This window comes from Verrucomicrobium sp. BvORR034 (assembly GCF_000739635.1).
Lineage (GTDB): Bacteria > Verrucomicrobiota > Verrucomicrobiia > Verrucomicrobiales > Verrucomicrobiaceae > Verrucomicrobium.
The window spans coordinates 38,188-63,057 of record NZ_BATQ01000186.1; the positions used below are offsets into that span (position 1 = coordinate 38,188).

At 61.0% G+C, this 24,870-nt stretch carries 22 protein-coding genes; 10 read left to right on the forward strand and 12 right to left on the reverse strand.

Features of this window, described 5'->3' with window-relative positions:
• Positions 1-160: 160 nt before the first annotated feature.
• Complete coding sequence (locus BV034_RS33910) at positions 161-907, forward strand: glucose 1-dehydrogenase (protein ID WP_050031370.1); 747 nt, start codon at positions 161-163, stop codon at positions 905-907.
• Positions 908-1,185: 278 nt separating this feature from the next.
• On the opposite strand, the gene BV034_RS33915 is transcribed toward BV034_RS33910, so the two are convergent.
• The 4 genes from BV034_RS33915 to BV034_RS33930 are packed head-to-tail and all read right to left on the reverse strand — an operon-like array spanning position 1,186 to position 5,375.
• Entirely contained in the window at positions 1,186-1,758 is a 573-nt protein-coding gene (locus tag BV034_RS33915) for a hypothetical protein (RefSeq protein ID WP_050031371.1), read from the reverse strand.
• Positions 1,755-3,680 carry a hypothetical protein gene (locus BV034_RS33920; protein WP_050031372.1) on the reverse strand — a complete coding sequence of 642 codons (1,926 nt, stop codon included), beginning with the start codon at positions 3,678-3,680 and terminating at the stop codon, positions 1,755-1,757. The genes BV034_RS33915 and BV034_RS33920 overlap by 4 nt, the downstream gene beginning before the upstream one ends.
• A gap of 26 nt (positions 3,681-3,706) precedes the next feature.
• Positions 3,707-4,210 (reverse strand): hypothetical protein, encoded by a 504-nt coding sequence (locus BV034_RS33925; RefSeq protein WP_050031373.1) that lies wholly within the window; start codon positions 4,208-4,210, stop codon positions 3,707-3,709.
• Positions 4,211-4,220: 10 nt separating this feature from the next.
• Positions 4,221-5,375, reverse strand: a complete 1,155-nt coding sequence (locus BV034_RS33930; protein WP_050031374.1) for a hypothetical protein — start codon at positions 5,373-5,375, stop codon at positions 4,221-4,223.
• A gap of 228 nt (positions 5,376-5,603) precedes the next feature.
• Here BV034_RS33930 and BV034_RS33935 point away from each other — a divergent pair, with 228 nt between their 5' ends.
• On the forward strand, positions 5,604-6,341 hold the full coding sequence (locus BV034_RS33935; RefSeq protein ID WP_050031375.1) for an SGNH/GDSL hydrolase family protein: 738 nt from the start codon (positions 5,604-5,606) through the stop codon (positions 6,339-6,341).
• Here BV034_RS33935 and BV034_RS33940 read toward each other — a convergent pair.
• The gene (locus BV034_RS33940) at positions 6,331-7,443 is read right to left on the reverse strand and encodes a Gfo/Idh/MocA family oxidoreductase (protein ID WP_050031376.1); all 1,113 of its coding nucleotides are present in this window, start codon (positions 7,441-7,443) and stop codon (positions 6,331-6,333) included. The genes BV034_RS33935 and BV034_RS33940 overlap by 11 nt on opposite strands.
• A 290-nt stretch (positions 7,444-7,733) precedes the next feature.
• Here BV034_RS33940 and BV034_RS33945 point away from each other — a divergent pair, with 290 nt between their 5' ends.
• A complete protein-coding gene (locus BV034_RS33945; protein WP_265593792.1) occupies positions 7,734-9,320 on the forward strand; it encodes a sialate O-acetylesterase in 1,587 nt (528 codons plus the stop codon).
• 787 nt (positions 9,321-10,107) lie between these two features.
• Here BV034_RS33945 and BV034_RS33950 read toward each other — a convergent pair.
• A complete protein-coding gene (locus BV034_RS33950; RefSeq protein WP_265593793.1) occupies positions 10,108-10,569 on the reverse strand; it encodes a hypothetical protein in 462 nt (153 codons plus the stop codon).
• 178 nt (positions 10,570-10,747) lie between these two features.
• Between BV034_RS33950 and BV034_RS33955 the strand changes: the two genes are divergently transcribed.
• The 3 genes from BV034_RS33955 to BV034_RS33965 all read left to right on the forward strand — a co-directional run bounded on the left by BV034_RS33955 (position 10,748) and on the right by BV034_RS33965 (position 15,480).
• Positions 10,748-11,977, forward strand: a complete 1,230-nt coding sequence (locus tag BV034_RS33955) for a hypothetical protein (protein WP_265593794.1) — start codon at positions 10,748-10,750, stop codon at positions 11,975-11,977.
• Between the two features lie 94 nt (positions 11,978-12,071).
• A complete protein-coding gene (locus tag BV034_RS33960) occupies positions 12,072-14,831 on the forward strand; it encodes a serine/threonine-protein kinase (RefSeq protein ID WP_050031380.1) in 2,760 nt (919 codons plus the stop codon).
• Positions 14,832-15,090: 259 nt separating this feature from the next.
• On the forward strand, positions 15,091-15,480 hold the full coding sequence (locus tag BV034_RS33965; RefSeq protein ID WP_050031381.1) for a transposase: 390 nt from the start codon (positions 15,091-15,093) through the stop codon (positions 15,478-15,480).
• A 358-nt stretch (positions 15,481-15,838) separates the two neighbouring features.
• On the opposite strand, the gene BV034_RS33970 is transcribed toward BV034_RS33965, so the two are convergent.
• Both BV034_RS33970 and BV034_RS33975 read right to left on the reverse strand, forming a co-directional pair.
• Entirely contained in the window at positions 15,839-16,354 is a 516-nt protein-coding gene (locus BV034_RS33970) for an MGMT family protein (protein WP_050031382.1), read from the reverse strand.
• A 97-nt stretch (positions 16,355-16,451) separates the two neighbouring features.
• A complete protein-coding gene (locus tag BV034_RS33975; RefSeq protein WP_050031391.1) occupies positions 16,452-17,828 on the reverse strand; it encodes a Gfo/Idh/MocA family oxidoreductase in 1,377 nt (458 codons plus the stop codon).
• Positions 17,829-18,004: 176 nt separating this feature from the next.
• On the opposite strand from BV034_RS33975, the gene BV034_RS33980 reads away from it, so the two are divergent.
• Positions 18,005-18,385, forward strand: a complete 381-nt coding sequence (locus tag BV034_RS33980) for a hypothetical protein (RefSeq protein ID WP_265593795.1) — start codon at positions 18,005-18,007, stop codon at positions 18,383-18,385.
• A 291-nt stretch (positions 18,386-18,676) separates the two neighbouring features.
• On the opposite strand, the gene BV034_RS33985 is transcribed toward BV034_RS33980, so the two are convergent.
• The 4 genes from BV034_RS33985 to BV034_RS34000 are packed head-to-tail and all read right to left on the reverse strand — an operon-like array spanning position 18,677 to position 21,263.
• Positions 18,677-19,282 carry a hypothetical protein gene (locus BV034_RS33985; protein WP_265593796.1) on the reverse strand — a complete coding sequence of 202 codons (606 nt, stop codon included), beginning with the start codon at positions 19,280-19,282 and terminating at the stop codon, positions 18,677-18,679.
• On the reverse strand, positions 19,279-19,926 hold the full coding sequence (locus BV034_RS33990) for a hypothetical protein (RefSeq protein WP_050031385.1): 648 nt from the start codon (positions 19,924-19,926) through the stop codon (positions 19,279-19,281). Before BV034_RS33990 ends, BV034_RS33985 begins: the two co-directional genes overlap by 4 nt.
• Positions 19,913-20,521: a sigma-70 family RNA polymerase sigma factor gene (locus BV034_RS33995; RefSeq protein WP_050031386.1), complete on the reverse strand. Its 609-nt coding sequence runs from the start codon at positions 20,519-20,521 to the stop codon at positions 19,913-19,915. Before BV034_RS33995 ends, BV034_RS33990 begins: the two co-directional genes overlap by 14 nt.
• 55 nt (positions 20,522-20,576) lie before the next feature.
• Positions 20,577-21,263 (reverse strand): SDR family oxidoreductase, encoded by a 687-nt coding sequence (locus tag BV034_RS34000; RefSeq protein ID WP_050031387.1) that lies wholly within the window; start codon positions 21,261-21,263, stop codon positions 20,577-20,579.
• A 72-nt stretch (positions 21,264-21,335) separates the two neighbouring features.
• On the opposite strand from BV034_RS34000, the gene BV034_RS34005 reads away from it, so the two are divergent.
• From BV034_RS34005 to BV034_RS34015, 3 genes are all read left to right on the forward strand, one after another.
• The gene (locus tag BV034_RS34005; protein WP_050031388.1) at positions 21,336-22,520 is read left to right on the forward strand and encodes a hypothetical protein; all 1,185 of its coding nucleotides are present in this window, start codon (positions 21,336-21,338) and stop codon (positions 22,518-22,520) included.
• Between the two features lie 162 nt (positions 22,521-22,682).
• Positions 22,683-23,678 carry a sterol desaturase family protein gene (locus BV034_RS34010; protein ID WP_050031389.1) on the forward strand — a complete coding sequence of 332 codons (996 nt, stop codon included), beginning with the start codon at positions 22,683-22,685 and terminating at the stop codon, positions 23,676-23,678.
• Positions 23,679-23,740: 62 nt separating this feature from the next.
• Positions 23,741-24,475 (forward strand): putative 4-mercaptohistidine N1-methyltransferase, encoded by a 735-nt coding sequence (locus BV034_RS34015; RefSeq protein ID WP_050031390.1) that lies wholly within the window; start codon positions 23,741-23,743, stop codon positions 24,473-24,475.
• Positions 24,476-24,870 lie beyond the last annotated feature (395 nt).

A 24,870-nucleotide genomic window follows, 5' to 3' on the forward strand; every position in this document is an offset into this window, starting at 1 on the left:
TTTTACTTTTCACTCTCAACTTTTCACTTCTTCGATGCACCCTGCCCCAATCGACCAGCGTTAGTTCAAATGTTCGGAACTAAGGAAGATTTGGCGGCGCGGTGCTGCTGGCGACCTCTGCTCCGGACTTCAGAATCTCATCTTCAACCTCTTCATCGTCATGAGCAAGCTTGCAGGTAAAGTCGCAGTCGTCACCGGTGCCTCCAAAGGGATTGGCGCCGCTATTGCCAAGGCGCTCGCCGCCGAGGGCGCATCCGTTGTGGTCAACTATGCCTCCAGCAAGGCAGGGGCGGAGACGGTCGTCAACGCCATCACCGCTGCCGGGGGCAAGGCTGTGGCAGTGGGAGGCGATGTCTCGAAGGCTGCTGAGGCCGCAGGCATTGTCGAGGCTGCCATTGAGCACTTCGGTCGCCTGGACATCCTGGTGAACAACTCCGGGGTGTACGAGTTCTCCCCTATTGAGGCCATCACGGAGGAGCACTTCCATCGTCAGTTCAACATCAACGTCCTGGGCCTGCTGCTCACCACGCAGGCGGCGGTGAAGCATCTGGGCGAAGGTTCCAGCATCATCAACGTAGGCTCAATCGTCACACGCATCACGCCACCAGAAAGCGCTGTCTACACCGGCACCAAAGGGGCAGTGGATGCCATCACCGGCGTGCTCTCACGCGAACTCGGACCCAGGAAGATCCGCGTGAACTCATTGAACCCCGGCATCATTGAAACCGAAGGCACGCAAAGCGCCGGCATCATTGGTTCGGAAATGGAGACCGGCATTGTTTCCCAGACCCCGCTGGGGCGCACGGGTCAACCCAAGGACATTGCCGACATCGCCGTGTTCCTGGCTTCCGATGATTCGCGCTGGCTCACTGGCGAGCAGTTGCTGGCTGGCGGCGGTTTGCGTTGATTCTCGGCAGATTCAGGGGCGGTGACGGTTCAGTGAAACTGTTTTGAGTACGGACTCAGTCTGCTCGGTCCGCGAAAGAACGCCCAAGGCAAACTAAAGTTTGAACTACGAACGGCATCCAGCAACCCGCTGAGCGGGGGCTCTGTTCGGGGTTCGATCTTTAGATTGCCCAGTCCGGCGTAGACAACCTGAGGCAGACTGAAGTCTGTGCTCCGAACAGCTTCCATGAGCCGTCCCGCCCGGTGTCGCTGCACGAAAACGCAAGCTGGTCACTGCCATCAATACGATGGCTGCACATAGGTGACGGGGGCCATTCCGGAGGCCTGCGCCTGCATGCGGGCCCGCTTCAGGCGGATGTAAGAGGGGGCCTCTTCAGGGGACACCATCACCTGCATGGTCTTGGTGTCGTACAAGCGGCCCCGGTGATAGCGCACCCGCATGATGTAGGCCGGACGCGGCCCCAGAGACAAGCCGGGGCTGGTGGACAGGATGCGGTACTGGTCGGCCGAGGGCATGTGCACATTCCACCAGTTGTTGCCTGCATAGTCCCAGCGCACCGGGGCCTGGATGGTGATCTCCTCGCCCGTGGTGACGTACTTGTCGTGCTGCTGGGTGACGCCGGTTCCGTTCGCCCGGAAATCGAAGTTGTTTCTCGATTCCCTCCCTGTCGCCTGGTAGTTGTAGGGCATGTTGCTGAACTGGATCCACCGCCCGACGATCTTGCTGGCTGGATATTGCGTATCCCCCATCTCCTGCATGGCCTGCAGATACTCGGGGTCCGGCACGACGCAGGAGCTCAAGGCAGCTGCCGCGAGTGCCACCACCAGGGCTGGTCTAAGAAGTTGTTTCATAGCTTGTTCAGTCGCCGGGTCATTTCTTCAAAGCTCTCCTTGCGCGGTGTGCCTCCTTCTGAGGGGCGCTGGCGAGGCGGCGGGGTGCCGCCGGACTTGGTGGAGCCTCCCAGGGGCTGCACAGGCACGGATCGTGTGGAAACCACCGTTGCCCGCTCAAGGACGATGTGAGGGCCTCCAGGGAGGGCCACGATCTCCAGTTCACACAGGCACTCGCCCTCTCGCGCACGGCCCTCAACAGGATGCCTCACCTGAAACTGGGTGTCATAAGTCACGCGGTACCGGGCCACACCCAGCGCCTCCACCGCCACCTCAGAGGTGATGGTCTGCACCGCCACCGGCCAGCGCTCAAAGTAGTGCTCCTTGTCTCGACGAACCTCGTCGCGGGTGAGGGTGCCTTTGTCGAAGTAATCCACCTCCTCGGCGTAACTCGGCATCAATTCGTCGAGCGTCTGCTTGTTTTCCAGGAAGCGGTTCCGCACGACAAACTGCCGGATCAGCTCCTTCTCGTCCATGGCGGGCAGCGGTTCCCAGCGCTCCGCCGTCACCTGGTATCGGTCATGCAGGAGGGTGAATGTCAGTTCAATCCGCCGCCTTCCGGCATTCCTCTCTCCCGACCTGTTTTCAAGCTGGAAGCTGGAAACCAGTGCAGCCTGGTACACAGCGGGCTCCACCTCTGTGACCTCGATCTGCCCCTCCACGTCGTACCGGGCGACGGGCCATAACTGAAAGGCGCGCTGTTTCTGCTGCCGCAAGGTATCGCGCGGTGCATTGGCCAGATTCTGCGAACTTACCTCCTGGGCATAGTAGGTCATGAAAGCCGGAAGATTTCGCGCCTGCTCCAGCTCCATCATTTCGCGAGCCATCGTGCGAATGACTTCGTCTGTGGAGACGAGCGCCCGCTTGGAACGGGGAAGGATGCTGGCGGGGAAGTCTGGATATTGCCGGAGGATGCCCTGTTGCGTGCTCATCAGGGAGAAGTCCATGGCATCGTTCACCCCGATATCCGTAGTGAGGGGCGGCTGCCAGGCCTTGATATAGGAAACAATATCCCAGGCTCCCCCCGCGTCCTTTCTGAGCAGGTAGCTCAGGGGCTCAGTGGTGGACCTTCCTGAGGCGTCCACACCGGAGATCACCACGCAGGCCCAGGCGCTGGTGAAAGCAAAGTGTTCGGGCCTGGACCTCCTGCCCCAAGGCCCGGAGTGCTCACCCTGCAGCCGGGCCAGGATGGCGGCGCGGTCATCCTGCGGACTCGCTGCGGGTGGAGCAACGGGGGGAGCTGAAGAAGGCGAAACAAGAGCGGGTTCCACTGGCGGGGGAACATTGGGCTCAGGGTCAGGCCGGGGCCGCCGTGAAGGCTGGGCATTCTGAAGTGCCAGAGATGGAGGCGGGACCGGACTGGGAGCTGAATACGCTGTGCCTGATGCGGGCGCAGGAGCGGGCAGATGCAGGGCCTTCTGGCCAGACGGCAGACCAGGAAGAGGGGCCGTCAACACCACGAACCCGGAAACCACGGCGAGCCCTCCCAGCACACCCACCAGACCCAGCGGAGTGTTCCAGCGCACCGACGATGGCACCGGCTGCTCAACCTCTCTGGCGGGTGGTGACGGTTGCGCAGTCTGTTGAAGCGGTGCAGGGGCTGGCAACGGCCCTGCTGGAATCCGTTTCAAATCACAGAGTTCCCAGAATCCGGCCAGCAAAGGTGTTTCCTCGATCAGGTCCCCCTCCGGCGAATAGTGTCCATAGCCGGTGCCTACCTTCAAGCTCCGCCCCACCGTCTGACCATCTTCCGTAAAGTGATCCCAAATCTCCGTATTCGGCCCCGTGGGCGGCCGCACGGAAGTCGCCGCGAGGGTGCCATCTTCCAGATACCACTCGAGTGTGGGGTAGCCCTCAGGGGAGATGGTGGCGAACGAGTACATGAGGGGTGCGACGGCGGTGGGGGGTCTCAGGATTCCCGGCGGAGCAGCACGAGGCGGTCTGAGTTTTCCAGAAAGGGACAGACGTAAACTGCGGTGTCGATGGTGGCGGCCAGCAGGCTGGCCTGCACCCGCAAGAAGGTGGCCCGCGCCGCGAAGAAGGCGTAGATGCCAAATCCCAGCAAGGCTGCCAGCAACGGTGCGGCCCAGAGCGGACCTCGTTGTGACAGCATCACCGACCCCAAAAACACCCACGCTGCCGCCGCGATCACCAGGCCCAAAATGACACCGATCGCTTGAAGCAGATTGGCCTTGATCCCAAGGCCCTTCACCAGCGACTGGCCGTGGCCGTAGCGCTTCATGGCGAAGACCACCGCCTCGTGATCCCGCGGTGTGGATGCGCCTGCCCCGGTGACCGTCCCTGACGATGAGGGTACGGCGGACTGCCGCCGACGGGCCAGACCATCCAGCACCTCCACCACTGTCAACCAAGCCGGGTCACCCTCGATGCGGGCGGGAGTGTTTGGATTCACTCGCCCCTGCTCAAAAAGGCGGCGAAGCACCGCCTCGGGGAGGATTTGGCTGGGTTGATTGGGTAGATCGATTTCGATTTTGATCATGCGAAGACTTGGATGGAATGAGAGCCGATGGCTGGGCCGGCGGGGTCAGAAAGTCGCGACGCAAACTGTCGGGTAATCCGCGGCCTACGATCGCCAGCAGAAGGAGCAGGATCGCACAAAAGAGGGTTCCGACAGTACCCCATGCGGCATCCCACCCTCCTGGCAGCGCTTGCGTAGTGCGCACGCTCCAATGGAGGCCACGCCTGAATCCGGCCTTGGCCCGCATGACCGCAAAAAACACCCCTACTGCACCAGCAGCCAGCGCGGCGCCGATCACCCAGGGCATTTCATCATGCAGCACGTGAAGCGGCCAGATCAGCAAGATCATCCACGCCAGCGCCAGCAGACCTGGCAGCACCAGATCGGGGCTGGTCTTTCGCAGCCGTTCCGTCACCCTTTCATCCACCTTGTAGCCGCCCTTTGCAGTGCGCGCGACCGGGGCCCCTCCCAGGATGACAGGACCGGCCCGAAACCCACGCCACACGCCCATGGCAAAACCCGACACCCAGCCCAGGGCCATGCCGCCGGCCCAAAAGGGCAGGCTCGTGAATACGATCATGATCGCCACCACAAGGGCAAAGAGAACCAGGCCCACTTTCATCATGAACCAGCCCATCTGCATCGGCAGTTCCACCAAGGGCGCGCCATCCCCTGATGAAAAACTCCGCGGACGATCATAGTGCACGGGAACCACCGCTCTGGGCCCGACGGGGACCCGACCCCTGCCGTCAGTATGCTCCATGTAGGGCCTGCCCCAAAAGTCAGTCCGCTCATCTGAGCGGGTCACACTGCCATCAGGATGGGTGGTCTCCAGATACTTGTCACCGAAAAGACCCTGCTGCTCCCGGGTGATGGATTTGCCACCATCAGCATCAATGGTTTCAAGGTATTCCCCACCCAAGAGACCTGTCTCTTTGTAGGTCCTGGACACCGTGCCATCCGCATGGCGGGTCTCGATGTAGTCATTCCCCAGCCAGGTGGTCTCCGGGCGGGATTCAGCAATGACTTTCCCGTCGTCGTTAGAATGTTCGACGTAGTCACTTCCCCAGAGGTCCTTCTGCTTGCGGGATTCTCCCATGGCTGTGGAGCAATACGCCTCGACCTTCAAGGTTTCTCCGTAGGTTGCAAGATATTTTGGCGCATTCCATCACCGTGCATCGTGCATGTCCTGCGGTTCCCAAACAACCTCATGCAGTTACTACGGCCAGTGCGACGCTAGCGGCTCAGCAAGGCCCCTGTATCCGCGAAGGTGCTGGATCACATGGCGATGGGAAGAATTGCCACTGGATTGCGTAGAGGTTTCTCCATGAACTACGCTTTCTTTTCCCGTCGTCATTTGCTGGTCGCCGCTGGCTCGCTGCTCCTCACCGCCAGCGGTATGATGGCGGCCGATCCACCGCCTGCCAAAGAGACGGACAAACGTCTGCATGCCGATGGCAAGAGCTGGAAGCTGAACAAGGCGGTGATCGAAGACCCGAGCCGCCCGAGGGTGCTGCTGATCGGGGACTCCATCCTGGGCGGTTATATGAATCCCGTGATCAAGGCGCTGGATGGCAAGGCGTATGTGGATGCCTGGATGCATCCGCACGCGCAGTCTCCGCATCTGAACAAGCTCCTGGGTGAGATGCTGGACAACGGCCCGTATGATGTGGTGCACTTCAACATGGGTCTGCATGGCTGGCAGGCGGGCCGCATCAAGGAAGGCACCTTTGAACCGCTGACCAAGGCCTTTGTGGAAGTGATCCGGACGAAGCTGCCCAAGGCCAAGGTCATCTGGGCCAGTAGCACGCCGGTGACGGTGAAGGGCAAACCCACCGAGCTGGATCCCGAGATCAACCCCGTCATCATTGAGCACAACCGCATGGCGGCGAATGTGATGAAGGAGCTGAATGTGCCGGTGAATGACTTCTACTCCCTGCTGGTGGGCAAGCTCGAGTGGGCGCGGGGTGACCAGTTCCACTGGAAGCCGGAGGCCTATGCGGTGCTGGCCAAGACCTGCGCGGAGTCTGTGGAACGGGAGCTGCCAGTCGCCATCAAGAAGTAGCCAGCTGGGTCGCTATGGCGGCCAGGGCGACGGAGTCACGGCCGTTGCGCTCGGTGATCTTCCGAACGTGGTTGCGATCACGCAACCACGCCAGTTGATCGGCAAAGAGCGAGCGCAGCAGCTCACAATAGCGACGCTGCTTGTCGTCACCCAGTGCGTGCTGCATCTCGATCTGCTGGTAGATGTCGAGTTCCTTGAACCTTCCGCGAGCCGCGCGGTCGCGACCGCCGAAGGTCTTGAGGACATCCAGTCGCGAGCCGGGGAACAGCTCCATCAGCGTGCGAGTTTGAGCTTCGTCCACGGCCGCTCGAATCCGCGCCCGCACGGGCACCCATTCCTCCAGCGTGATCTCGCCGTGCTCAAAGAGCAGGCGGAACTCCTGGCGGTCGAGCCGCGAGGGTTGCGTGAAGCCGTGATAGTAGTTCACCAGCGGCCCACTGGCATGGCGCACAGTGCATTGCACCTGTTCCTCAATGTCTGAACCGGGCCTCAAGACACGTTGCGCGGCCACGACGGTGCCTTCGCCCAGCCAGCCTTCGAAGAGGTCGAAGAAATGCACCCCATGCTCGATGAAGATGCCCCCGCTCTTCTCGCGATCCCAGAACCAGTGGTCCACGCCCAGCCCTTCGTCACTGGCGTAGTTTTCAAACCAGCCATGCAGACAGGCTCCCAGCACACCGGAGGCCACCAGATCCCGCGTGGCCTCATAGAGCGGGTTATACCGTTGCATCAGGTTGGCGACGCAGAGGAGGTCCCGCTCCTGGGCCAGGGCCAGCAGGTCATCCGCCTGCTCTACGGTCATGGCCAGGGGCTTTTCACAGAGCACATGTTTCCCGGCCAGGAGCGCTGCCCGTGCCTGGGGGTAGTGCAGAAACGGCGGCGTGGCGATGTAAACGAGGTCCACCTCCGGACTCGCCAGCAGCGCGTCCACCTCCACGAGATCCGGCACGCCAAAGCGTCGGGACATGGCGAGGGCTGCCTCCCGGAGCGTGCCCGCGATCCCTACAAGTTTCACTCCCGGGATCTGGAGAAACTGCTGGAGGGCAAACAGGCCGAAGCCTCCCGTACCAATGGCACCGACACCGAGCGATTCCGTTTTCATATCAGGGGAGGAACCCCAACCCGAATCGCGGCATGAACACGGCCCTTACCGATAAAAAGTCCTGCGTACGCCTCCCAGGTGGGCCGGCCCTCTGGGCTCGGTGGAGAAACGGGTGGCGTTCCATAAGACCCACCGTCGTCGGGTTTCGGAGAAGGGACAGCTAAATCGCTGGAAAGAGTGGCTGGGGTGCCCGGGCGCTCGTGCAATCCCTCCCGACCGCATGGTCTATTGTGGAAGTTATTCCAGGATGATACGCCTCTCTTTTGGCCATGAGGTGCCGCATTGTTTTCATGAAATCCTGCTCCATTCCCACGCTGTCCGCCGTGATGCTGGCAGCTCTGACGATCTGCACTTCTGCAGAGGTCACTCCCAACTCCCTCTTCTGCGACCACATGGTGCTGCAGCGGGAGCGGCCTCTCCCCATCTGGGGTGTGGCTGATCCGGGAGAAAAAATAAGTGTGCGCTTTGCCGGGGAGACGAAGCAAGGCACCGCCGGGGCCGACGGGAAGTGGATGGTGGTGCTGAAGCCCAAGCCGGTGTCCGGAAACGGGCAGGCCCTGGTGATTCAAGGAAAGAACACGGTCACCATCAAGGACGTGCTGGTGGGCGACGTGTGGCTGGGGACGGGCCAGTCCAACATGGACTGGAACCTCAACGTGACCGACCGCAAGGAGGAGATCCTGAAGATGCCGCCGGGCACCTTTGACCGGATCCGGCTCTTCAAGGTGGCAGAGACAGGTGCGGATGCACCGGTGGCCAACGCCGCGGGCACCTGGACGCTCGCGAGCACAGAGGAGATCATGAAGTTCAGCGCCACCTTGTTCTACTTTGGCGAGGAGCTGCAGAAGCATCTGCCAGAGGTCCCGCTGGGATTGATCCGGTCCTCGGTGGGCGCCACCAACTTGTACTCCTGGATCCCCAATGAGGTGCGCGATCAGGATCCCTCCGCCGAGTCTCTGCGCACCTGGTGGGGCAATGCCACCAAGACCTGGACGCCGGAGAAGCAGGCGCAGCGCGACAGGGAAACTGCGGAGTACTTTGCGAAGGTGGATGAACTCAAGAAAGCGAAGCAACCGGTGCCAGCCACGCTCGTGAAGCCAGGCGAGCTCATCGGGCCGCGTTGGTCGCGCCGCCCTTCGGCGCTGTACAACGGCATGATCGCGCCCTTGCAGCCCTTCGCCCTGCGCGGCCAGATCTGGTATCAGGGTGAGTGGGACTCCAAGTGGGACTGGGTGACGGTGTATCACGATCTCTTCGTGGCTTATGCGCGGGAGTATCGTGCGCGATGGGCGGCAGCTTCCGGGGAGAAGGCCCTGGGGCAGTATCCCATCTATCTGGTGCAACTACCGGCCCGGGAGCCGGGGGACGGCCGCTACTGGCCGTACATGCGTGAGGTTCAGGAAAAACTGGGGACGGATGTGCCGGACAGCGGCTTTGTCGTGACGTATGACACCAATGACCCCAAGGAGCTGCACCCGAAAGAGAAGTCCCCCATTGGCCGCCGGCTGGCCTGGCTGGCGCTGGGCAAGACCTATGGACAGAAGGTGTCCTGGCGGGGACCGAGGTTCGTGGAGGCCAGGCCGGTGAATGGGGGTCTGATGGTGAATTTTGACCCTGGCAACGGGGAACTGAAGAGCCGTGACGGAGAGGCCTTGCGCGGCTTTGAGCTGGCCGGGGATGATGGAAACTACCAGACGGCGGCGGCTGAGATCAGGGGGAATGCGGTGTTTCTGAAGGCTGCGGGAGTGCAGAAGCCGAAGACGGTGAGGTATGCTTTTGTGCCGGCGCTGGAGAAGCCGAATTTTGTGAATACGGCGGGATTGCCGGCGGTGCCGTTTCGGACGGACGGGCTGCCGCTGCCGGGGAAGCCGAAGTGAAAGGGGGCGAGCCTTCGATGTTGGAGGCTCGTGGCGTGAGCTCGGGGAGCGCACGCATCTTGCGTGCTGTTTCCGGCATCTTGCCGGGAACGTCAGTCGGCGGGTGACCTCGCGAGGTGTGACCAACCAAACATTCGTGCAACATCGCACTTGAGCGACGTGGAGGCGTTGATGGCGGTGGAAGGGAAAGCAGATGCTGTCGGCCTCCGCACCTGATCATCCTCTGCGGAGGTACCCAACGTTGACTCGCTTAGGGCTCGTCCAACGTTGGGCTGTGTTAGATATCCCCGCTGGGGATCAACTTCGGACTGAGCAGGAGTTGGCTCCTTGGTCCCGCTTCCGGCCGCTGGGTGATAGACGGGAAAATTTGTGCCTCCTCACGTCGACAACTACAGCCGGTGTTGATGAGGCTTGGGCAGAAGGGGTTGTGCTGGGCCGGTTGCGGGCGTAGGCAGGCTGGATGGGGCGCACGGATGGGCTCCGGCGGATGGCGAAGGGTTCTAGCCCCTCACAAGGCGTAGTGAAAGCGGCGATTCTCGCGCGCACTCCAAAGATGCTGCGCATCCAGGGGGAGTGAGTGTTTGGAGGGTGAGAGCGTTTGCTCGGCCTCCGATGTCGGAGGCGTGAGGCGTGAACTTTGAGCGTGAAGGAAACAACACCTGGTGGCGTCCCGACACGTCGGGACTGTGGAGTGCGTGCGTGAAGCAGCAGATTCGAATGAACGAGCCAAAACTCTGAACGATTCTGCTCCCCCTGACCTCAAGTCTTCTGTCTCCCGCGCAGCGGGTCACGGCTTCTTCTTGTCAGGCACCTTCGCGCCAGTCGCCGCGGGCTCTGCCGCTTTGGCCTCCTTCTGCTTCACGCCCACATTGAGCTTGAGCAGTTGATCATCGCCCTTCTCCGTCTTCTTGATCAGGCCACCTACCCAATGGCCGGCTTTCACGTCGCTGACCTTGGCGGCCTTGTCGCCGTCCACGATCTCGGTGTCCTTGTTCAACACAAAGGTCCGGTTGGGTTTTTCCACCCCGCCCTTAATGACCAGCGTGGTGGCATTGACGGAGACCACTTCCCCATAGAGCGGGTAGGTGTCCTTCTTCGGTTTAGCCTCCTTCTCGGCCGCAGCCGCCGGGGTTGTCTTGGTGGCGGGAGCTGTCGTCGCCCCTTTTTCTTTTTGTTCCGCAGCGGCAGGGCTGCACAGCACCAGGCCCGCGGCAAATATCGCCGCCGACCACTTCATGGAGTGTTTCATGCGTTTATCCGGGTGTTTGTACCGGTGAAAGAAAGTGTACTCCACCAGAGTCCGGGACGGCAACGGTTTTCCCATGCCCGAAACGAGGGCCCGGTTTGACGGCTAAAGAATCTCACTAGGGCCTTCCAGGCATTCCTTAGATTGTCAACGCAGTCGAAAAAAGCTTAGAATACATTTCATGCGAGCCCCCCTTCGAATCCGCATGATTTTCGCGGTGTTGCTACCATCGGTGTTTCTCGGAGCGACAAAGTCTTTGCCCGCCCAAATGGTGGAGATTCGCGACTTTGCCGAGTTCTATCTGGGCTTGAACAGTCCACCGGAACTGACTCTAAAAGCGCGCGAGGCGGGGAATCTCATTCACACCGGAAAGGAGAAGGAGGGATCGGAGGCCTTGGAGAAGATCCTCGCCGACGTAGCGGTCTCCAACGAATTCAAGGCCACGGCATTGATGATGCGGGCCGCGATCTTCAACCATCAAAGCCGGGTGAAGGAGCTGCTGAAGGATCTCGACCGGGCCTTGGAGCTGCCTGGTCTGACCGCCAACCTCCAAGCAGGCCTCTTGAACACGAGGGGCGCAGTTCGGTCGGCGACCGGCGAGAAGGACAAGGCGATTCTGGATTTCCCGCAAACGCTCAAGATGAAGGACATTTCAGTGAAGAACAGGGCAAAAGCCCTGATGGAGCGTGGTCTGGCCTATGGCGACAAAGGGAGAATGAGCGAGGCAAGCTTCGACTTCACCGAACTGCTGTTCCTTGAGAACCCCCCGGTCGAGTATGCGGCGGCAGCGTTGGTGAAAAGGGCTTACATTCGGGCAACATCCAATCGCGCGGACGAAGCAGAGGCAGACATCGGCAAGATCCTGTCCATGAAGGATGTACCCGCCGATATTGTCGCGGAAGCTTACACGGTGCTGGCGACTGTCGAAATCAGCCGCGGTCAGCAGACAGCCGCAATCGAGTCGATGGACAAGGCACTGGCGTCGCCGGAACTGGGCGATCTTCGCCGTCACCAAACGCTGAACAACCGGGGTTTGACCCTTTTCAAGATCGGGAAAATTGCCGAGGCGGAGAAAGACTTCACCGAAATCATCCAGTCCAAGAATGTTTCTCCCGTCCTTCTAGGGACTGCCTACGGCTTTCGCGCCTCAATTCGGGCCAACATGGGGAACCACTCTGAGGCGCAGGAAGATCTCACCCGCATCCTGGAGGTAAAAGACGCCGAGCCCTCGCGAGTGCTGGACGCGCTGGGAATGCGCGCTGTCGTGCGCATCGCCATGGGGGACTTCAGCGGGGCCAAGCAGGATCTGGAGACGGCACTGGCCAAGCCGGGAGTTCCCGCTGAGACAGAGGCGAAGTTGCGCGACATTTTGCACAAAGTACTGTTGAAGGGAAAAGGGGCTGCGCCATAGCCTCAGGTTAAATCACGCCCCCCTCATGTCTGGCTCTTCATATTCCGCATCCTCTTCCAGTGGTCCTCACTGGAAAGCCCCTTCCCCTTCGGCCTTGCAACAAGAGTTGCAGGGCTACGAGGTGCTAGAACTCATCGGGCAGGGAGGCATGGGGGCCGTGTACAAGGCCCGGCAGAACTCCCTGGACCGGCTGGTCGCCATCAAGGTGCTCCCCTCCGGCCTCTGGGAAGATGAGGCAGAGTATGCCCAGCGCTTCCGCAATGAAGCCCGGCTCATGGCGAGGCTCATGCACCCGGGGATGATCGCGGTCTTCGACTTCGGCGAGATGCCGGGCGGTCTGCTCTACATCGTCATGGAGTTCGTGGAAGGTACAGATGTCTCCAAGATGCTGCTCCAGAAGGGGCAGCTGGAGCCCGTGCATGCGATCTCCATCGCGGCCCATGTGTGCGACACACTCAGCTATGCTCATGAGCACGGCATTGTGCATCGCGACATCAAGCCCGCGAATGTGATGGTGGACATGGAGGGCCGCGTGAAGGTGGCCGACTTCGGCCTGGCCAAGCATTCCACCCAGGATGGAGACGAAGCCCACAGCACCATGACCATGGGCACGCCAGACTACGTGGCTCCGGAGTCCCTGCAGATGGGTGTGGTGGCGGATGGACGTGCCGACCTCTATTCCCTTGGAGTGATGCTGTATGAGATGCTCACGGGCGACGTGCCTCGTGGACTGCCCCCGGCTCCCAGTGAGGTGGTGCCCGGCTTGGACAAGCGCCTGGATGCCATCGTGAAGCGGGCCATGCAGCATGAGCCAGGGGCCCGGTATCAGAAGGCGGCAGACTTCCGCAAAGATCTCAATCACATCCTCACCGTCCCCGTCGCCAAGGCGCAGGGACCCAGGCCCGCCCCCTTCCGTGCCAGTGCCGAGCAGGCCGCCGCAGCGGCGGCCCGCACCAAACCCAAGAGTAGCTCGCTCCCGGGGGGAGTTGTAACCGTGGGGATGATCGTCGCAGGCGCGGTGGGATTCTACGTGCTGAACGGCAAGAACGACGGGGGCTCGACTTCTGGAGGTACGGACAAGCCCCCCACAGCCGCGCACTCTGCCGCAGCCGCTGAGGGCCCCAATCCCTCGGCAGTCGCACCTGCGTCACCCGATGGTGCTCCTGCCCCTGGAACAACCCCAGATGCTACCCCTGCCCCGGCCTCGGCACCAGTCCCTCCTGAGATCGCCCAGCGCCTGACAGAACTGGAAACACAGTTCAAGAGCGCCGTGCAGCGAGACGTCACCCAGGTCAAAGAAGCCGCGCTGCGAGACCTCAACAGCAAGTTCCTGGCGGCCCTGGATCGGGCCATGATCAACGCCGCAGCAGGAACGGCCACGCCTCAAGAGATCGCCGCCCTCAACGGCGAAAAAGCCCGGGTTTCCCTGAACCAGCCGCTGCCGGCCGAAGACGGTCCCGAAGTCACCAGTGGGGTCAAGGACCTGCGGCGGATCTATCGGACGACCTTAGGCCAGATTGAAACCGAGGCGGCCAAGACTCAGCGTACCTTGTCCCAGAAGTATGACGGTGTGCTGGCGGCTTATGAACAGGAGCTGGCCCAGCCCGGACAAGAAGCTGGTGCCGGCGAGGTGCGCCGACGTCGTGGGATCGTGCAAGCCAGTCTGGGTCAGTCAGAGTCTTCTGCGGCCCCTGCCCCTGCGTTGGCCAACGCCGCGCCCGCCATGCCTGACGCCGCCGCTCCGGCAACTCCCGCCCCCGTCACGCCCACGCTGGGCGGCGAGGAAGGGAAACTCCAGCAATACCTCAGCGATACCGTCTGGCGCTGGCGCAGCCAGAGTGATGAAGCCATTGAACTCCATGCCGGGGGCAAGGTCGTCTGCCCCTCCTGGGACGAGCAAAACCTGGGAGTACAATGGCAGGTGCTCGGTCGGCGGCATGTCCTGCTGAAGGCCACCGGGCGCTCCAACAACACTGAGGCGCACCTCCATTTTGCCGAGGATCTAGCCACCTATTCCGGCACCGATTTCAGTGGGCGGCCTTTCCGCGTCAACGGATCGCGCATCCCGGTCGTTCAGGCCACACAGGCGTTCTTGGATCGGGAGGAACGGATGATCGGCCGCATCACGTTTCCGGCGGGGGACTACCGCCCCAAGAAGCACCTCATTCTGGGTGGCCCGGACCCAGTGGATCCCAAGGCCAAGACCGCGGGCCGGTTCTTCACTCTTCCCGGAGCCAGAATCACCGGCGGATCGGCCTTCATTGAAAGAGGGGCCTGGACAGCCACCGGAACCCTGTTCACCAACATGAAGATCACGGCAGAGTGGGGTGCCGATTTCAAGGCTACCAACTCCCTCTTCTCGAACTGCCGGCTGGGGAAAGGAGGCGACTGGTTTGGAGACTACTTCTCAAGCAAGTGGACCTTCGACAACTGTGTGTTTGCTGGTTCTTTCATCCAACCCTGGAAGGTCATCGACATCGGCATCAAGCTGAACCAGTGCACGTTTCATGAGATCGACTTCGCCCCTCTGATCTACCAGAAGGATGCGGGAGACGAAGTGAAGCGCTCGTGGTTGTCCATCGAGAACTGCCGCTTCGTCAACTGCCGCATTCCCGAGAGCGTGCTCATCGCCACGAAGAACTGCGTGTTTGAGAGTTGTAATTTCGGAGCCCCGGAATCAGAACTGCGCATCAAGACCCCGGTGAAGACCACCGTGTATCTCACCGACCGCCGAAGCGCCCCCATCACCGGCCCCGACCGGCAGATCGAGATTCTAGATGCGAGCCGTATCCCCCAACCCGCCGGCGCCAGTCTGCGGTATGGCAGGAACGGATTGACGTTGAGTTTTCAGTGAGAAGGGCAGGTGGAGGGCCGCACATACACAGCCCCCTTGCACGCCCATCCCCCTGACACCCTGTAGGGCAAGCGCCCCGCTTGCCACGCGCCACCCCTGACCCGGCAACCGGGGCGGTCGCCCTACAACCCAATGCGTTCGGCCGCCGGTTCGGATGCGGAAGATCCAAAGCATTTTGTACCTTGCCGCATCACACGAACCTTCTCCCCATCGCCATCAATCGCTTGCGCTCGATTCAGCTCATTGCTATCGAAAAAACATGGCGCATCCTCCCCGTATTCCCGTGCTTCTGCCGGTGGAAAAGGCGGTGATTTATTTCATCACTTTTTGCGTGCAGGACCGCCACAAGGTGCTGGCCAATCCAGAAACAATGGCCGCCTTTCTCAACGCCGCCCAACGCATGGAAGGACGTTGGATTGTTCGTTCGGCAACCTTGATGCCCGACCACATCCACGTGCTGGCCATTCCCCATGATCGCTATGAATCCGTCGGCAATTTCGCGGGGGCAATCAAACGATGGATGCGCCAATCCCTCGAGGCCAAATGGAATGGCAAACCGGGTGCTTTGATCGGTTGCTGCGTTCGGCAGAATCCGCAGACGCCAAGTGGCACTACATCAGGGAGAATCCCGTGCGAGCGGGATTCGTAGATCGATGGCAAGATTGGCCTTATCACATCGGCGTCGATCCGGAGGAACGGCCGGATCTGCCGTTTGTGATCGAGGCCTGACCGAGGCAATCCCGACAGGTCGGGATGCCAAACAGCCCAGGATGTTCGTCCGCGAGTTCAGCGGCACAACCTCCAAAGGCCCTTGCACGCCCAAACCCCACCCCTGACAACCTGTAGGGCAAGCGCTCCGCTTGCCACGCGCTACCCCTGACTGAGGAAACCGGGGCGGTCGCCCTACGAACCCAGGGTATTTAGATCGCGGGTTCGAACAAAGAACATCCCAAGGCCCTTGCTCGACCCGTCACGCCCTCCCAGCGCACTCAGATCTTCCGTCTTCTTCACAACCTCACCAAGCGCTTCTCATACCCCTTTACCAGCCAGCGCTTGCCTTTCTGGTAGACCTCGTGGCCTTCGTTTTCCAATCGTTCCCGCAGCGCCTCCACACCGCCCGGGTACTTCGCATTCAACTCACCGCCTGTTTTCAGCGTCCGCCAATAGGGAGTGACCTTTCCTTCAGCCACGCCATCGGCCTCCAGTTCAGCAGCGGCGTGCGCGGCGATCCAGGCGAAGATGCCCGTGGTGATGCCACACGCGGTGGTCGTCTTGTGATCTGAGGCCAGGCGATCGCGGATGGCCTCGATGGTGGTCAATTTGCCGGCCGGCACTTTCTTCATTTTCGCATCCACAGCGCGTGGGGCGGGTACCACCATGGTCCCGGGACCAAACCGTTTTTCCAGCCGACCCTCCATCTGAATGACCTTGGGCAGACCGTTATCGTGGTCGAGTTTCTCCTGCCAGGATTTTCGTTTCTTACTGCGAGCCGGGCTGGCCGGGGAGGAGGATGACTTCTTCATAACAGGTGCGAATCTTCCAGTCCATCCATTTTGCCATGGAAAAAGCCGGGTGCGAAGCCGTTTTTGCTTCGCACCCGACCAAAGGAAAATCCTTTCCCTACAGCTTCCAGCCCGCACGATACTCGCGCTGCAGGAACTTGTTGGCGCTGGCGTCATCGGTGACGCCTTTGACCGGATCCCAGGTGATCTTCTTGCCGCTGCGATAAGCCACGCCACCAAGATGATTGGCCACCGTGAGCAAGCCGCTGTAGCTGAAATCACACAAGGCGGGCTTACCGGCCGTGGCACATTCCACAAACTCCTTGTGATGCCCCACGCTGGCGGGGATGGAAGGTGCTGGAGCGGTGAAGCCCTTGAACTTGTCCTCCGGCAGAAGCAGATACTTGCCATAATCTGCGAGAAGCATGCCGCCATCGCCGACGAAGAGGACGCCATTGCTCCACTCCGGGATCTTCTTGTCCTTCAGCAACTGCGGCCTCAGGGCTCCCTGATACCACGTCAGCTTCACCGGCGGCAGATCACCACGAGCTCCGTACTCATAGGTGGCGGACATGCTGGCCGGAGCCAGCTCCGGATGAGGGGCGGGACCGTCAGCAGAGATGGTCTTGGGATGATCCAGCTTCAGTGCCCAGAAGGGCAGATCATTCCAGTGGCTGCCCAGGTCGCTCATGGTGCCGTTGGCAAAGTCCCAATAGCGGTACCAACGCGGTCCTGGGAAGTAGATGTCATGATAGGGCCGCATGGGAGCGGGTCCGATCCAGAGATCCCAGTCGAGCTGTGGCGGAACGGGCTTGGCCTCAGTGGGCATCTTGTCGATGTAGTCCAGCAATCCTGCCTTCACAAAGAGGTCACCGTTGGCTTCAGCCTCCGCCTTGCTCTGCATGCCCCAGGCTCGTGAGACCCACACGTGCACTTCCCGCACTGGCCCGATGGCCCCGCCCTGCACCAGCTCCACCACGCGACGATAGTTGGCCGAGGCATGCAACTGCGTGCCCATCTGCGTGGTCACCCCGGCCTCCTTGGCAGCCGCCATCACGACCCGGGCCTCATGCACATCCCGAGTCAGCGGCTTCTCGCAATAAACGTGTTTCTTGGCCCGCAACGCCGGCAGCACGGCAAAGGCATGTGTATGCTCGGCAGTGCTGATGACCGCCGCATCGTAGTCGGTCTCCTTCGCATACAGTTCGCGGAAATCACGATACTTGCGTGCGTTCGGGTATTGCTGGGCTGCCGCATCCAGCGCCTGGGAGTTCACGTCACACAGGGCTACCACATTGGTCAGGGCGCCGATCTCCTTGAGGTTCGCCGCGCCACGACCACCGCAGGCGATCACGACCGTGTTAAGCTTCCCATTGGGTGATTTCGAAGAGACCACCGCCGGGAAGCCGAGCACGGCACCGCCGGTGGCAAGAAATCCGGACTTCAGGAACTGACGTCGCGTTTTAGAACGTGAGATGATAGTTTTGTGATTCATGGTTTTGCTTGCCGGGGTGCAGTACACGTACGTGGCGGGGCCACGCGTTTCGTCATGGGAATCACAAGAAGATGACCTCCCCACCCGGACTGGGATGAATTTTACCGATGCGGGCTCCGTCTGTTTCTGACAGACTGGTTTGCGGCCTGCTTTTCACCCTCTCCTCACCGATGAAGATGCGCCTTTGTACCCTGCCCTATCTCTGGATTGCCCCTTTGGCTCTGCTCGCGGCCTGTAGCACCACCCCGGAGACCAAGCTAGCCCCCGCCCCTGTCCGGTTCGGCATGACGAAAGCCGATCTACAGCGCCAGTTCGGCAGTCCCCTGCGCTTGGAGAAGCAGCGCGATGGCAGTGAGAGCTGGTACTACAAGTTTGGCGTCCGCGAGGTGGAAACCACACCGATCTATGAAGCGGAGACCTCTGACTACGAGCAATCCGTGACCGTGGGCACGAGCTTCAGCACGACCACGACCATCCAGGAAGCTCCCGTGCGCGTCTCGCGTTCCGGCAAAGTCTTCGGTGCCATCCCCAAAGGGCGCGTGGTGCTGCCGGATTGAGCGTGCGGGGCGATTCCTGGATGCACCCCGCCGTCAGCCCGCCGCAACTCCTTTGGAGCAGAATATCTTCCGTCCTATCCCCAACGTAGACTCGCTGGAAGTTCGCCAACGTTGGGCTTTTGGCCACATCCTCTTCGAGGAAAAAGCTTCCGGCGACTGAATTACCTCGAACCCGAGATGACGCACTGACGCACTGACGCACTGACGCACTGACGCACTGACGCACTGACGCACTGCATTCCAAAACCGGCGGGACGCCGGTGGCACGCACAGGCAGGATGCCTGTGTCACTTACTTCGCCCCTTTTTTCAGGAGCAGGACAAAGATGAGCTGGCCATCGCGCCACTTGGGGCCGCCGATGAAGAGCGGACTGTCGGGCTGCAGAAGGGTGTCGGTCTTCACCAGGACCTGCTGACCCTGCCAAAACTGCAGGTGCAGATTCAGGCCTCCATTGGCAGCCGTGCCTTTGGAATCCAGCTTCAGGAACACGTCACGGGACGGCACCACCCAGGATTCGTATTCACGAAACACGACTTGGGAATGCTGACCCAGAACTTCAAACTGGGTATAGGGAAAGGCCTTGGCCAGACGCTTCGACAGATCGGGAAACTCCGGCGTGGGTGTCGCCGCTACGCCATCCTGCTTTGGTTTCGAGGAGGCAAACACCAGCGCCCCCCAGACCTGACCGTCCTTGGCCGCAATGTCGGCGCTGATAGGATGCTTGGGGGCTCCTGCCGCTGCCGCTGACTCCGGGGCCTGAGCCCGGAACTGGGCCAGGGGAGCAAGGAGCAAAGCACAGGCAAGACTGACCCGCGTCGCGTTCAGCAGGCGGGCGGTGGCAGAGACGTTCATGGAGGGATCTGGAGCAGCGGGAGTCACCGGGAGCGGACTTTTCAATGGGCAGAGCGCCCCAGGACCATCGGCTTGCTGGCGGAATCCTTGGCCATGACCAGCAGCACACCGCCCTGATCATCGTAGAGCGTGGTGGTCGCCACCTGGGCATCGGTCTCGCTGTGGTGCACGTTGATCCCCACGATGTCACGATCAGAAGGTATCGCCTCCAGACCGTTCAACACGAGCACTGTCGCCCCGGCATCCTTGTTGTGGTAGGTGCTGGCTTCGATGCCCGACTTGGGCGTGTAGAAGCTGAGGACTCTGGTCTCCTCACCCGGCTGGGCGGAAGGCATCACCAGCATGCCGACAGCAAGGGTGGCCGCCGCCCCGGCGAAGATCCAGGGCGAACGCAACCACGACAGCCAGGAGGAACCAGAACCGGCGGCCGCCGTGGACTTGACACGCTGGTCAGCGCGTTGATCCGCAGCGATCTGTTCCTGGATCTGCGAGTTGAAAAAGTCGGCATTGGGGAGCGGACGTTCCATGTCCACATTGGCACGCAGCAGGTCTCCCAGCTGACGCAGGGAGCTCGCCTCCTCGCGGAGAGCCGGATCGGCCTCCAGCATCGCCTCGAAGCGAGGGCGCTCGTCTGCGCTCAATTCTCCATCCAGCCAGCGGGCCAGAAGTTGATCATCAGGCGTTTTCATAGGCGTCTTTGAGCAGTTCTTGAAGTTTCTTGCGTGCGTAAAAAAGGCGGGACATCACCGTTCCCATGGAGCTCTCCATGATCTGGGCGATCTCCTCGTAGCTGAACCCCTCCACCTCCCTGAGGAGAATGGCGGTGCGGTGGTCCGGGCTGAGTTGATCGATTGCTTGTTGAATACGCGTCCCGAGCTCCCTATTTTTAAGCGCTTCGTCAGGTCGGTGCTCTCCTTTGGGGACGGTCTCGGCTCCCGCTGCCACCCCGGCCTGGCGCTCGTCATCGAACTCACCCGCCCCCTCGATCTTGCGCTTGCGGAGCCAGTCGTAGGTGGAGTTGTGAGCGATCCGGTAGATCCAGGTGTAGAATGAGGCATCGCCCTTGAACGACGACAGGGCGCGCCAGGCCTTGATAAAGGCCTCCTGCGCCAGATCCCAGGCGTCTTGTTCATTCTGGACGAGATGGTAGCACATGCCGTAAACCTTTCCACGGTAGCGTGTCACCAGGCTGTCAAACGCCCGCGCGTCGCCAGCCTGTGCCCTCCGAACCAGGTCCGAGTCCGCAGCATCAACATCATTCAAGCTGCTGGGAGAAATGGACATGATTCGGTGGGCAATAAATGGACGCAGAGGCTCTGTCTTTTATTCAGCCGCAATGTTAGGGGGCTGTCAAAGATTTGCCATTGTCCCGAGAAGAGAGATCCGCAATGAACGGCACCGCCCGGCGGGCCCAAGCCGCGGCATCCGGGTAGCTGCCCGCCGAGTCGCCGAAGCAACTCCGCAGCATCTCGGTGTCGATGATGCCCGGATTCAGGGCCACCACGGCCAGTTTGCCCCCGGTCTCCTGGGCCATGGCCTGGCTGAGTCCCTCGATAGCCCACTTCGTGGCGCAGTAGGAAGCCACTTCTGGAGAAGTGCTGCGGCCCCAGCCCGAGGAGAAATTGACCACCACGCCGCCACCTTGGGCGAGCATGGCTGGTGCCAGCCCGCGGATCATCGCGATGGTGCCTTTGACGTTCACGTCCAGGATGTTAGCCACTTCGTCAGCGTTCAGTTCCCACACCGGGACGCTGCGATTGATGATGGCGGCATTGTTAACGAGAAGGTCTGGAGTCCCGTGGCTGGCCAGGATTCCCGTGCAGAACTCCTCCACCTCGGCATCCCGGCCGACATCCACCTGGGAGAAGGCATGAGGAGCCGGATAGGCCTGACGCAGTTCCTCTACAGCGTCAGAACTCCGGCAGCAGCCGGAAACCGTCCATCCAAGGGCGACAAAACCCTCCACCATCGCCCGGCCCAGACCGCGGCTGACTCCTGTGATCACGACATGTTTTGACCGGCTCATAAGGGGTGATTTATGCACCCATCCCTTGGCGCTTCCACGTAAATCGGTTTACACCACCACCGACCACACGCCATGATCTCCACTATGCTAAACGACGTGCAGACCGCCGCCACCGGACGCAAGTTTCCGAAGTTCGACCTCGCCCGCCTCCTCCATACCGTATTTGAGCCCACCTTCGGGCGGCGCGTCTGTATTTTGATTGATCTCCCGGACCTTTCTGAAGCCAAAGGCCTAGCGTTCCTGAACAACCCCGAGCGCAAGATTCAGCAGCGCGCCCACCAGTACTTTTACCAGGGGCTCCACAATGGTGTGATGGAAGAGCTGGCCCTCAAAGGCGGCGAAATATACGCCTACGAGCAGACCGGCGGCAGCAACCTCGACCTTCCCGACCGATGTGTGGACATGGGGGGCAATGAGCTGAGCCTTGAGCGGGACATCTACACGAACTACGACCTGATCCTTTGCATCTCCACCTTCAGCGCCACCGCTCCGCTGACGGCCTTCGCCAAACAGTACGGCTTCCGCGGCGCGACGCTGCACGGACTGAATGAAGTGATCCTCAGCACGGGTCTGGCGGTGGACTACAACGAAGTCAGCGTGGATGCGGAAAAGCTGCGCAAGGCGATGACCAAGGCCGACTGGGTAGAAATCGATTTCACGGTGGACGGCGGCGAGGACATGACGGTCCGCCTCGAACTTAATGGCCAGGAAGCTCAGAAGAGCCACGGCCTCTGTCGAGGTGACACGCCCGACATCGCGAATCTTCCGGCTGGCGAAGTGTACTTCGTCCCCACCGGTGCCGAAGGCACCTTCCCGCTTAAGTACGAAGACGGCACCCTGGGCAAGCTCACGGTGACCGGAGGTTGCATCATCAAGTCGGAGCTAATTGAGGGCAACCAGGCCACGATCGACGCCCACAACCAGAAGCTCGCTGATGATCCGATGACCGGCGTACTGGGCGAGCTGGGTTTTGGCACCCAGGTGCTTCCAGTTTCCGGGGCGGACATTCAGGATGAGAAGGTGCTGGGCACTTGCCACTTGGCCACGGGCCGCGACGACCATTTGGGCGGTCACATCACTCCGGACCAGTTCAAGCGCCGCCAGAATGCGACGCATGACGACATCCTCTTCGCCCCGCACAAGACGCCGAACTTCGACATCAAACAGGCTCGTATGAGTCGCGGGGGGAAAGTGGAGGTACTGATCGAGCATTTCCAGCCTGCCGCGTACCTCCAGGCCGCTTTGGCAGGTGCCTGAGCAGTGCCAATGACCGTTCATCCCAATTTGGATGAATTCTGATTCAGAAGGGCGCTTTTTAGGAGCGCCCTTCTCTTTTCGGTGAACGGGTGTGGTTTTCACACGGCGCTTCGCGTGCCCTTTGGAAAAGGTCCCTTAACCAGTCTCCGAGAAGTTCTACCTATGCCCCGGCTGAATTCCCTGCTCGACTACCTGCTCTGGCCTTCGCTCTTCGTGGGCGCCCTCATCCCCACGGGCTTCGGCATCGCCCATGGTCATGGTCCGTTGGCGTTCAACCTCACCTATCTATCACTGGCTGGCTTGCTGTTCTGGCTGGAGAAAGTACGCCCCCATGAGGAAGCCTGGCGGGAGTCGGACGGTCAGGAAGTCACGGATCTGGCCCATACCCTCTTCACCAAGATCTCGGTTCAGGTGGTCATCGTGTCCCTGACCAACCTGGGCATCGCCCATCAGTTTGGCGATCGCGAAGCAGGCGGGTTCTGGCCCGCCCATTGGCCGATGTTTTTACAGGTATGCCTGGCCCTGGTGGTGGCCGAACTCGGTTTGTATTGGGCGCATCGACTGGCGCATGAGTGGATGCCACTCTGGAAGTTTCACGCCGTGCATCACAGCTCCAAGAAGCTCTGGTTCTTCAACACCGGCAGGTTTCACTTCGTGGACACTATCAAGAGCATGGTCTTCGCCACGCCGCTCCTGGCGTTGGCAGGCGCACCCGGCGATGTGTTCATCTGGGGCAGCGCCATCACCGCCTACATCGGCGTGCTCACACACTGCAACATCCAGATGCGTTTTGGCTGGTTGAGTCACATCTTCAACACCCCCGGCCTGCACCGCTGGCACCACTCCATGGATCTTCGGGAGGGTAACAAGAACTACGGGGAGAACCTCGTGCTCTGGGATCAGATCTTCGGCACCTATTACGACGACAGCGCGCGTCGTCCTCCCGCAGAGATCGGGATTCGCGAAGCCATGCCCAAGGGATTCTTTGGCCAGCTGGCCGCACCGTTCTACTGGGGACGGTATCAAGCTCAACAGAAGACGAAGGTGCTGGCGAACTCTCAAGCGGCGGGATCGCCGGTGGAGGGGCAGGGAGGACAAGGCGGCACGTCTGACGCTCAGAATTCTGCACCCGAAGCTCTCCCCATGTCCGAAGCCTGAACAGAGTTCCTGTTTGCATCTTTTAGTACCGAGCTGCCTTGTGTGCTCTGCCCGATCCGACGATGAACATCTACGAAACTCCCAAACTCCTCAGTGAGTACCTCCTCTTCCACTACGCTTCGGACGCTGAGGTGCTGCCGTGGGAGTTCGGTCCGTCATCCGCGCTGGGCTTTGCCGTGCGTTCCGTCACCAAGCTCCTGGACCGCTCGCTGGTGCCCCCCAATGCCCGGGCGCTGGATCTGGGATGCGCTGTGGGTCGGTCATCCTATGAACTGGCCAAGGCGGCAGGTGAAGTGATCGGAATCGACTACTCGCAGAATTTTGTGGATGCCGCCGAGAAGATCCGCCGGGATGGCATGCACCCGTATCTGAGGATTGATGAAGGGCGGGCTCAAACACCCCTGAGCGCCCAGCGCCCAGAAGATGCTGCCATCTCGGACAAGATCCGGTTTGAGCAGGGAGATGCGATGAACCTTCGGCCCGACCTCGGCGGTTTTGAGGTGGTTCATGCCGCCAACCTGCTCTGCCGGCTCACCGAGCCAGCCAGGTTGTTGAACCGACTGCCTTCTCTGGTCAAACCCGGCGGCCAGTTGCTGCTAACCACTCCCTGCACCTGGTTGGAGGAGTTCACGCCTCCCGACCGCTGGCCCCAAGGCTCCACATTGGAGTGGCTCCGGGATTCGCTGTCCGAGCACTTCCGTTTGTTGCACGAAGAAGATCTTCCTTTTCTGATCCGGGAGCATGCACGGAAGTTTCAGTGGAGCGTGGCTCAGGGGACACGGTGGGTGCGGAAGTGAGGGGGTGGGGCGGATTTGATTGATCCGTGAAGGCCTCCGATGTGGAGGCCGCGTAGATCACCAAGCCACCCCGAGATACTCATGACCTGGCGACGAAGTCGCTGCGGTGTGAGTGCGGGGAACTGCCGCTTGGGGGGCCTTGGTAACGTCGTCCGTTGAATGATTGTGAGCAGCGGCACTGGCCCGCTCAGATTCGCGCCAGCGTCTTGGAGTGTCAGTGGCTCGACACTGCTTTCGCCAGCGGCTGATGGGGACAACGAGCGTAGTGAGTGGCCTGATGATTGAGCGGTCAAACGGGAGCAAAGCCCTCTCCCCTGCTCCCATCCCAGGTTCTAGCACCTCACAAACTTCGCCAAAGCGGCGATTCTCGCGCGCACTCCAAAGATGCTGCGCAG